General features: G+C 72.4%; 7 protein-coding genes. 2 read left to right on the top strand and 5 right to left on the bottom strand.

Annotated elements, in window-relative coordinates:
* On the bottom strand, positions 1-249 hold a 249-nt coding region (locus tag A6Q79_RS13125), incomplete at its 3' end, for a MarR family transcriptional regulator (RefSeq protein WP_317698591.1).
* Between the two features lie 127 nt (positions 250-376).
* Between A6Q79_RS13125 and A6Q79_RS13120 the strand changes: the two genes are divergently transcribed.
* A complete protein-coding gene (locus A6Q79_RS13120; protein ID WP_067858923.1) occupies positions 377-841 on the top strand; it encodes a Fur family transcriptional regulator in 465 nt (154 codons plus the stop codon).
* A gap of 80 nt (positions 842-921) precedes the next feature.
* A complete protein-coding gene (katG, locus tag A6Q79_RS13115; protein WP_286690393.1) occupies positions 922-3,114 on the top strand; it encodes a catalase/peroxidase HPI in 2,193 nt (730 codons plus the stop codon).
* A 57-nt stretch (positions 3,115-3,171) separates the two neighbouring features.
* Here katG and A6Q79_RS13110 read toward each other — a convergent pair whose 3' ends face one another.
* From A6Q79_RS13110 to A6Q79_RS13095, 4 genes are read right to left on the bottom strand one after another with little or no spacing between them, the layout of a single operon-like run.
* Entirely contained in the window at positions 3,172-4,473 is a 1,302-nt protein-coding gene (locus A6Q79_RS13110) for an MFS transporter (protein ID WP_067858920.1), read from the bottom strand.
* Positions 4,470-5,642, bottom strand: coding sequence for a thiamine pyrophosphate-dependent enzyme (locus A6Q79_RS13105; RefSeq protein ID WP_317698590.1), 1,173 nt, complete (start codon positions 5,640-5,642; stop codon positions 4,470-4,472). Before A6Q79_RS13105 ends, A6Q79_RS13110 begins: the two co-directional genes overlap by 4 nt.
* The gene (locus A6Q79_RS13100) at positions 5,639-6,973 is read right to left on the bottom strand and encodes a hypothetical protein (protein WP_286690379.1); all 1,335 of its coding nucleotides are present in this window, start codon (positions 6,971-6,973) and stop codon (positions 5,639-5,641) included. Before A6Q79_RS13100 ends, A6Q79_RS13105 begins: the two co-directional genes overlap by 4 nt.
* Positions 6,970-9,360 carry a lantibiotic dehydratase gene (locus A6Q79_RS13095; protein WP_286690380.1) on the bottom strand — a complete coding sequence of 797 codons (2,391 nt, stop codon included), beginning with the start codon at positions 9,358-9,360 and terminating at the stop codon, positions 6,970-6,972. Before A6Q79_RS13095 ends, A6Q79_RS13100 begins: the two co-directional genes overlap by 4 nt.
* Positions 9,361-9,429 lie beyond the last annotated feature (69 nt).

Raw genomic sequence — 9,429 nt, 5'->3', positions numbered from 1 at the left:
GGTCGCGCGCTCGCCGGGACGTCGCTCGTGGTGGAGGAAGCCGGCGTCGGCGAGGCTGCGCGTGGCGTTGGAGACCGACCCCGTGCTCACGTCGAGGTCGGCGGCGATCTGGGCGGCCGTGACGCCGTCGGACTCGTCGAGGAGCAGGTACGCGGCGATCCGTCCCTCGGTGCGCGAGGCGCCCCGCGACGTCCACGCGCGGGCGAAGGACTCGATGAACTCGGCTCGACGAGCGCCGCTGATCGTCATCGGACCAGGGTAGGTGCAGGCGGGGGCGTCGGCTCGTCCGCGCGGGCGAGGAACGGGGACGCGGGCAGCAGGTGAACACCGCGTGTCCTTTCTTGACTCGTTCAAGAAAGCCGGTAGAGTCGAGGTCATGCCGCACCTCGACGTCGCCGAGCTCCTCCGCGGGGTCGGTCTGCGTGTCACCCGTCCACGGGTGGCCGTGCTGGAGGCGCTCGAGCGGCTGCCGCACGCCGACACCGGCGACGTCATCGACGCCGCGCGGCGAGACGTCCCCGACGTCTCGCACCAGGCGGTCTACGACTCGCTGGCCGCGCTCACCGAGGCCGGTCTCGTGCGTCGTATCCAGCCGCACGGCCACACGGCCCGGTACGAGCGGCGCGTCGGCGACAACCACCACCACGTCGTGTGCCGCACCTGCGGCACCATCGCCGACGTCGACTGCGCGACGGGGGAGGCGCCCTGCCTCGTCCCGTCGCAGGACCACGGCTTCGTCATCGACGAGGCCGAGGTCATCTTCTGGGGCACCTGCCCCGCCTGTGCGCGCGCCGGGTCGGCCGAGACTCCGCGCGATCCCCAGACTCCCGCGCCCGCCTGAGGGCAGCGGTCCGCACCGTCCACCCACCTGAGAGGAACATCGTGAGCGAGCACGACAAGCCGAACGCCGAAGTCGGCGAGATGAACGACCCCCTGGAGGCCAAGGGTGCGCCGGAGGGCCAGTGCCCCGTCGCGCACGACAGCCTGCCGTACCCGACGCGCCAGGACGCCAACAAGGTGTGGTGGCCCGAGGGCCTGAACCTCAAGATCCTCGCGAAGAACCCGTCGGTCGCCAACCCGCTCGGCGACGACTTCGACTACGCCGCGGCGTTCGAGTCGCTCGACCTCGCCGAGGTCAAGCGCGACATCGAGCAGGTCCTCACGACCTCGCAGGACTGGTGGCCCGCCGACTTCGGGCACTACGGCGGTCTCATGATCCGCATGGCGTGGCACAGCGCCGGCACCTACCGCGTGCACGACGGCCGTGGCGGCGCGGGCGCCGGTCAGCAGCGCTTCGCCCCGCTGAACAGCTGGCCCGACAACGGCAACCTCGACAAGGCCCGCCGTCTGCTCTGGCCGGTCAAGAAGAAGTACGGCAAGAACCTCTCCTGGGCCGACCTCATCGTGCTCACCGGCAACGTGGCGCTGGAGTCCATGGGCTTTGAGACCTTCGGCTTCGCCGGCGGTCGTGAGGACGTGTGGGAGCCGGACGCCGACGTGTACTGGGGCCCGGAGACCGAGTGGCTCGGGGACGAGCGCTACTCCGGCGACCGTGAGCTCGAGCGCCCCCTCGCCGCCGTGCAGATGGGCCTCATCTACGTCAACCCCGAGGGCCCCAACGGCGAGCCCGACCCGCTGGCCGCGGCCCGCGACATCCGCGAGACGTTCGGCCGCATGGCCATGAACGACGAGGAGACCGTCGCCCTCATCGCCGGCGGCCACACGCTCGGCAAGACCCACGGTGCGGCCGACCCCGAGAAGTACGTCGGCGCCGAGCCCGAGGGCGCGTCGCTGGAGGAGCAGGGCCTGGGCTGGAAGAACTCCTTCGGCGCCGGCCACGGCAACGACACGATCACGTCGGGCCTGGAGGTCACCTGGACGCGCACGCCCGTCCAGTGGTCCAACGACTACTTCGAGCTGCTCTTCGGCTACGAGTGGGAGCTGACCAAGAGCCCCGCCGGCGCCTGGCAGTTCGAGGCCAAGGACGCCGAGGCGATCATCCCCGACGCCCACGGCGGCCCGAACCGCAAGCCGCGCATGCTCGTCACCGACGTGGCGCTGCGCGTCGACCCGGCCTACGAGCAGATCTCGCGCCGCTACAAGGACGACCCGGCCGCGTTCGCCGACGCGTTCGCGCGAGCCTGGTTCAAGCTCACGCACCGCGACATGGGCCCGAAGGACCGCTACCTCGGCCCCGAGGTCCCGGCGGAGACGCTGATCTGGCAGGACCCGCTGCCCGAGGCGACGGGCGCCCCGCTCGACGCCGCGGCGATCGCGGACCTCAAGCAGCGTGTCGCCGACTCCGGCCTGAGCGTGACCGACCTGGTCGGCACCGCGTGGGCGTCGGCCTCGACGTTCCGCAGCAGCGACAAGCGCGGTGGCGCCAACGGTGCACGGGTGCGCCTCGAGCCGCAGGTCGGCTGGGAGGTCAACAACCCGGGCGAGCTGCGTCGTGTCCTCGGCGTGCTCGAGGGCATCCAGGCGGAGTCGGGGACCTACGTCTCCCTCGCCGACCTCATCGTCCTCGCGGGCGGTGTCGGCATCGAGCTGGCCGCGAAGGCGGCCGGTCGCGAGCTGGAGGTGCCGTTCACGCCGGGCCGTGTCGACGCGACCCTCGAGCACACCGACGTCGAGTCCTTCGAGTGGCTCGAGCCGCGGGCCGACGGGTTCCGCAACTACCTCGGCAAGGGCAACCGGCTGCCGGCGGAGCACCTGCTGCTGGACCGCGCGAACCTGCTCGGGGTCAGCGCCCCGCAGCTGACCGCGCTGGTCGGCGGTCTGCGGGTGCTGGGCGCCACGTACGACCGGTCGACGCTCGGTGTCCTCACCGACGCCCCGGGCACGCTCACGAACGACTTCTTCGTGAACCTGCTCGACATGGACGTCACGTGGACGTCGGTGGACCCCGAGGCCGGGATCTACGAGGGCCGCGACGCCGCCGGCGCCGTCCGCTGGACGGGCAGCCGCGCCGACCTGGTCTTCGGCTCGAACTCCGAGCTGCGGGCCGTGGCCGAGGTGTACGCGAGCGATGACGGCGCCGACGCGTTCGTCGAGGAGTTCGTGGGCGCCTGGGTCCAGGTCATGGAGGCCGACCGCTTCGACCTGCACCGCTGACGCACCCTGCACGCACAGGAGGGCCCGGACCGCGACGGTCCGGGCCCTCCTGCGTCGTCAGTCGGAGGCGGAGCGGCGCAGCAGCGGGGAGAGGACGAGGGTGACCGCGAGCGACGCCGTCGCGAACACCGAGATCGCAGCCCCCGGGCCGACCAGCTCGGCCAGTGCTCCGGCAGCCAGGGCGCAGACGCCCTGGCCGGCCGTCCGCCCGGACGCCTCCAGGCCCTGGACCTGGCCGGCTCGCTCGTCGGGCGTGGCCTCGACCAGGCGTTCCTGCAGGTGGAGCGACGCCGAGAAGCCGAGGCTGGCGACGAAGGCCAGGACGGTCGCGAGCTGCCACGGGAGGACGAGCACGAAGAAGAGGTAGGGAACGGCGAGGAGCAGTCGTTGGGCGACGTTGATCCGACCCCGCCCGCGACGGGAGACGAAGCGACCCACGACCAGGTCGCCGACCATCATGCCCGCTGCCCCCGCCGCCAGCAGGAAGCCGGCGTGCGTGCCGGCGTAGGGGATGAACAGGCTCTCCGCACCGACGACCAGACCGTTCGGCACCCACAACGCGAGGAGGAGGACGCGCGTCCGTGGCTGGCGCAGGACCCAGGCGTTGACGGCGTGGGTGCTGCCGAGGGCCGAGCGGGTACCTCGTGCGCTCCGGGTGCCTGCGTCGGTGGGGGGCCGGCCCGCGGGGGACCGAGGGGGCAGCCTGCGGACGCAGAGGACCACCGCGACCGCGGCCAGGGCCATGAGCGCGGCCAGCGCGCAGAACACCGTGGGAGCGTTCGCGACGCGGACGAGGAGCGCACCGAACGCGTACCCGGTCACCTGGACCGCCCCGTTGGTGAGGTTGAGCAGGCTCCTCGCCGGCGCGTAGCCCGCCCGACCGACCGTCAGGCTCACCAGGCCGAGTCGGATGCCTGCACTCAGGGCGGTCAGGGCGCCGCTCAGGAGCAGCAGCGCGAACCGTGCCCAGAGAGGGACGGGCAGGGCCTGTGCCCCGATCGTGACCGCGATCCCGACCTGCAGCAGCGTCATCGTGCGACGCGGTGCCCGCGTGTCGGCGACCGACATGAGGCTCGCCGCGCTCACCAGGTTGGCCAGCGAGGGCGCGAAGATCGCGAACGACGTGAGGAACGGCGATCCCGTCTCCTCGTTCACGATGGTGCCGAGGTAGAGACCGCTCACGGACGTCGCCAGGACGGTGCACACCTGGGTGAGGAACAGACCCGCGAACTGGGGATCACGCAGCAGCGAGGTGTAGGACCGCGGCGGGACCTCGTCGGCGCGTGCTGGCTGCCGGTCGGCCGTGTCCGCTCCCGTCTCCGCGACGTCCGGTCGTCGGCGGTGTCCTCGTCGCGTCACCGGCGGTCCGTCTTTCGGGTTGTGTCGGCGCCGCGGGCGCGGCCGTCCGCCCTGTCCCGGCAGAACGAGCCGAAGGCCTCGGCGACCGCGGGGAGTGCAGACTCGACGCGGGCGCGAGGCGGCGGCCCGGAGCGCACCAGGCACTGGACCAAGGTGCTGCGCCCGCCCGCGACCGTCGCATCGGCCGTGTCGAGCACCCGCTCGAGATCGACCTCGTCGCCCGACACCAGCGCCGGACGGGTGTAGCCGGCGGCATCGGCCAGGTCCCTGATGCGGCGACGGCTCGAGGGGACCGCCTGGGAACCGGTGGACGCGTACGCAGCATCGTCGGCGACGAGGTGGAGGATCGGGCAGCCCGTGGTCTCCTGCTCCAGCAACAACCCGTGCAGACCCATGAGCACCGCACCGTCGCCGTCGAGCACCACCGGCGCGCGCTCCGGGTCCGACCACCGCGACGACACACCACGCGCGATCGCGGCCGCCATGCCCATGCTGCCGACCATGTAGAAGTGGTTCGGCGCACCGGGGCGCAGTCCGTAGGCGATGCGGGAGACGTAGCCCGTCGTGAGGACGATCGGCCGGTCCTCGTACCTCTCCACGACGTGCGCGACGAGCTCGTCCTTGGTCAGGCACGGCAGGTCGGGGCGGAGCGTCTCCCGAGGGCCGACCGGGTCGAGCCGGTGGAGCGGAGCCCGTGAGCCGGGCTCGTCGAGCGCGACGCAGGGGACGCGCCACGCATCGAGGAGCGTCCGGGTCACAGCGCCCATGCCGCGGTTCTCGGCCGTGTGGTCGACCCCGGTGCCGCGCAGGCTCACGACGAGCGTCACTGGCAGCTCGAAGGCGCAGACCAGGGACGCCATGACGTTCACGCAGCTCCCGAAGCCCGAGTTCTGCATCAGCACGACCGGCCGTCCCCCGGCGAGCGCCTGGCCCGCGGCGAAGGCGAGCGCGGTGTCCTCCCGCGAGATCGTCGTCAGCGTCACCCGAGGATCGTTCTCCGCCTGGGTCCACAGCGGCGCGAGGATGCCGCAGGGCGTGCCGACGTGGGACGTCGCGCCGTCCGCGACGAGGTCCTCGTAGAGGGCTGCTGCCGAGGCTGCGAAGCCCGATGGCTCCGCGACGCCGGGCGGGCGGGGCGGCGTCGTCGGTGGTGCCGTGGTCGAGTTCATGGTGTCTCCTCGCGGGGTGCGATGGCGGTCTCGTAGGCGTTGAACCCTTCGCGGCTCACCACGCCGAAGGTGTCGTCAGGTCGGAAGCGGGCCCACCCGCTCCCGGCGCGACGACCGAACAGGAAGTAACTGACGATGGGGCGCGTCCGCAGCAGCTCCACCTCGTCCTCCGCAGGCCCGTGGCTCATCCACACCTCCTGGAGCGACGGCTCGACGTACCGCTGCACCACGGAGTCGGTGTCACGGACCGCCGCCTCGACGGCGTCGGACCACCCCGCCGCTGTCGTGTCGCGGCCGACGGTGACCTGGAGGCCCTGCATGCCGATGCCCTTCTTCAGGACGAGGTCGTCCTGGTGAGCCAAGGCGTAGGTGCCGAGCGCGCCGCGGGAGCCGTCGGGCAGGGAGGTGTCCCGGTCCCCGGTCACCCGCGACCAGGGCACGTACCGGTCGACCAGCTCGCGTTCGCGCGCGGTCATCCAGGGCAGTCCTTCCGAGAGCCAGGCGAGGGTCTTCTTGTTGGCGAGGAACGACGACGTCTGGGAGGTGAGCAGCCACGAGCCACGGTCGAGCCACTCCCGGACGGGCGTCAGGTCGATGCCGAGCTCGGCCCACTCGGGGACCGTGAACATCCTGAGGCTGAGCGGGTGCGAGACGGCGCCTGCCGGGAGCGACTCGAGCAGAGGCACGAGGCCCTCCGGCTCCGCGAAGTCGCCCTGCAGGCCGGCGCGGTCCAACGCGGCGACCTCCAGGTCGAAGATCTTGGTGCTGTCGGTGTGCTTGAGGTCGCGCACCGAGCCCAGCACCAGCACGCGTGGCTCGAGGCCGCATGCGCGGACCACGTCGGCGAAGGTGCGCGCGCGATCGTCGTACGGGTCGCTCCAGTCCCAGGTGACCCCCTCGTCCCGTGCGTAGACGTCGGAGAGCGCGCTCTGCAACGTGCTCAGCTCCGGCACACCACCGACGGCGCCGCTCACGTTGAACTCCAAGATCTGGGGGCCTGCGTCCGTGACCACGAAGTCCGGACGCGCGAAGACGTCGCAGAAGCGGTCCTCGAACTGCTGGTCCCGGCTGAACAACGGGTAGTCCTCCGCCGTGGTCCCGAAGGCCTCCATCCGCGCCTGCGTGCTGTCGCCGAGGTCGAGGACAGTGCGACGCGACAGGTCGAGGAGAGCGAGACCGGCCCGCTGGACCTCGCGCTCGGTCGCCCGCGGCAGGACGACGGGGGAGAGCGGGCATCCCTCGCGCGGCGGGATGCCGGTGTCCGCGGTGCCCTCCCGGACGGTCCCGCGGACGAGCTCCAGGGGTGCCGACGGTCGTGGGGGCGTGATCATGATGCTTCCTCTCCTCGGTCCGGGTCGAGAGCTCGTCCGGTGACGGCGGTGCACCGCAGCTCCGACGTGACGGGTCCGTCGCCCCAGTCCACCCACAGTCCTGCGCGGGACGGGAACATCTCCTGGACCACCACGTCCTCGCTCGTGTCGCGGCACAGCGCCGCGAAGGCCTTCACGAGGAGCGGGCTGTCGAGGTCCACGAACACGGGCTTCGGCTCGTCGGCGCTCTTCGCGTAGACGTGCGCGGGCATGCCGTGGTCGCGTCGGAGCTGCTGGACGGCGAGGAACTGGGTGGTGGGGGACCCGGGAGCCACCGTCCGCGGATCGACGGCCCACGTCTCCCGCTGCACGACGGCGGGCCCGAGCTCGAGTCGAGGGAGGTGGCGTTCCGTCCCGAGGGGAAGGAGCGGTGCCCCGTCGCGCTGCGGGAACCCGAACACGGCGAAGGGGTTGATCTCCACCCCGGACCACGCGAGGGGCAGCGTCACGAGCCGCAGGTCCTCCGGACGCCCCTGCTCGCGCAGGGCGAGTCCCCGGGGGGTGCGCACGACCAGCAGCTCGTCGAGGCGGAGGCGGGTCGAGGGTCGCGGGCTCGGGTCCTGCAGCTCGAGGTCGACGAGGTCCAGCGGCTGACGCAGGAACGTCTTGTTGCGGTGCGCGAGACACACGTCGACCAGTCGCTCCGACGGACCCACGAGCTGTCGGTACGCCGCCAGGACCGTGTCAGGGAGCTCGGGCGCGTGGCTGGCGAGGAAGGGCCCGAAGAGTCCGTGCGTGAGGTTGTCCTCGTCGGCGTGCAGGTCACCGACCACGAGACGGAACCGACCCGCGTCCAGGTCGCCGGCACTGCCGGCGTGGATCATCACGTCCGGGTTGCAGATCGCCGGCCCGCGCACGGGCGTCCCGGCGCTCGCCTCGTCCAGGAACCGGTGGATCACGCCCGGGTCGAGGACCTGTCGCGCGGCGAGCGGGTCCAGGTCGAGAACGGCGCGGAGGCGCTCGTCGGAGCGCAGCGCGCTGCTGCTGACCTCGTGCGCGATCGACTCCAGACCCGCCGCGTCGTCCAGGAGTGCGCGGACGTACGTCTCGACGCTCACGCTGGACGAGGCGAAGGTGTGGTCGAACCACGCGGCGAAGGCGGCGACCTGGGCCTGGTGGGCCAGGTGCGCCCGGGCCATGAACAGCTCGAGGACCGGTTGCAGGGCGTCCTCGAGCAGCGCGTGGGCCCGAGCGCCGGTCCTGAGCTCCTCGAGCGGTCCGATGCACTCCTCGTGCACGAAGCTGCGGTCGCTGTAGAAGGTCGCCGCCCGAGCAGGTCGTCGGACCTGACGGACGATCGACCGCACTGCGTCGTTCACCGCCGTCAGCGCCGCGTCGTCGTCCGGTGCGGGGCGTACGCCGAAGGCACGCACCGCCGCGCCGCACTCGTGCAGCAGGCTCGACGCCGCATGGTCGGGTGGTACCGCTGCGAGCAGGTGGGGGAGCGGGTCGGGCTCGCCGTAGGGCACGTGCGGCCCGACCTCGAGCGCGCGATCGCGGTAGAGCGCGTCCAGGTCCGTCCCGCTGACACCTCGCCGACGCGCCATGCGCTCGACGTCGCGGACCGTCACCTCCCGCGCGTCCCGCGCACGTTGCAGCAGGTCGACCAGCAGGGCGTGCTGTCCGCCGGTCAGGTGCAGAGGTGTGACGGTCGCGACGTCGTGCAGTCTGCTCGCGCGGCGGGTGTGGTCCAGCTCCACCATCCACGTGCGCACCGAGTCGTCGCCGGGCGGCAGGTCGGACGGACGGACGACGGCGGGCGAGACGCGGACCGGCAGGTGGGGGCGGAGGGTGGCGTCGTCGCGGAGCGTCTCGCAGATCTCGTACGTCGCTCGACGCGACAGGAGAGGGAGGCGGTGGCGTTCTCCCGAGAGACGCAGCCCGGTGGCGCCACGGTGCACGCTCCCCGGGGCGAAGGGCCCGTGGTGGCTCGCCGTGTCGTTCTTGGCGCAGCAGCGTTGCAGGTACAGGGCGAGGGTGTCGACGTGCCGTCGATCCCGTCGAGTGAGGTCGTCCGGGGGCGTCCGGTCGAGCCACGGCCGGAGTCGGGCCCAGAGGTCCTCGTTCGACAGCATCACCGTGGCACGCAGCAGGGGGTCGTCGGCGAACTCCCGGTGCAGACGTGACCCGGTGGCGGCGCAGCTCGTCGCGTGCGCGTTCTCGTACTCCCGCTCGGCCTCGGTGACCAGACGGGCCGCCTGCTCGCCGCTGAGGGCACCACACTCGCCGGCTCGTCGACCGCGAGCCGCGTCCTGGCGGGCACGACGCGCCTCGAGCACCGCCAGGGCAGCACTCGTCACGGCCGTGTCCTGCAGGACGTCGAGGCGGTCGAACGCGAACCCCGCCATGCGCACGACGCTGTGGGGAAGCAGCCGCCAGCGGAGGGACGTCTCGGTGGGCGGGTCCGAGGGTCGCCC

Source organism: Aeromicrobium sp. REDSEA-S32_B7 (assembly GCF_001626145.1).
Classification (GTDB): domain Bacteria; phylum Actinomycetota; class Actinomycetes; order Propionibacteriales; family Nocardioidaceae; genus Aeromicrobium; species Aeromicrobium erythreum.
Note: the sequence above shows the minus strand (reverse complement) of the source record. Positions and strands in the feature narration are given on the sequence as shown.

What these genes read in the sequence shown, in the direction of transcription:
- A6Q79_RS13095 (WP_286690380.1), bottom strand. Translation starts at nt 9,360, where the DNA reads ATGGCGGGGTTCGCGTTCGACCGCCTCGACGTCCTGCAGGACACGGCC.
- A6Q79_RS13100 (WP_286690379.1), bottom strand. Translation starts at nt 6,973, where the DNA reads ATGATCACGCCCCCACGACCGTCGGCACCCCTGGAGCTCGTCCGCGGG.
- A6Q79_RS13105 (WP_317698590.1), bottom strand. Translation starts at nt 5,642, where the DNA reads ATGAACTCGACCACGGCACCACCGACGACGCCGCCCCGCCCGCCCGGC.
- katG (WP_286690393.1), top strand. Translation starts at nt 922, where the DNA reads ATGAACGACCCCCTGGAGGCCAAGGGTGCGCCGGAGGGCCAGTGCCCC.
- A6Q79_RS13120 (WP_067858923.1), top strand. Translation starts at nt 377, where the DNA reads ATGCCGCACCTCGACGTCGCCGAGCTCCTCCGCGGGGTCGGTCTGCGT.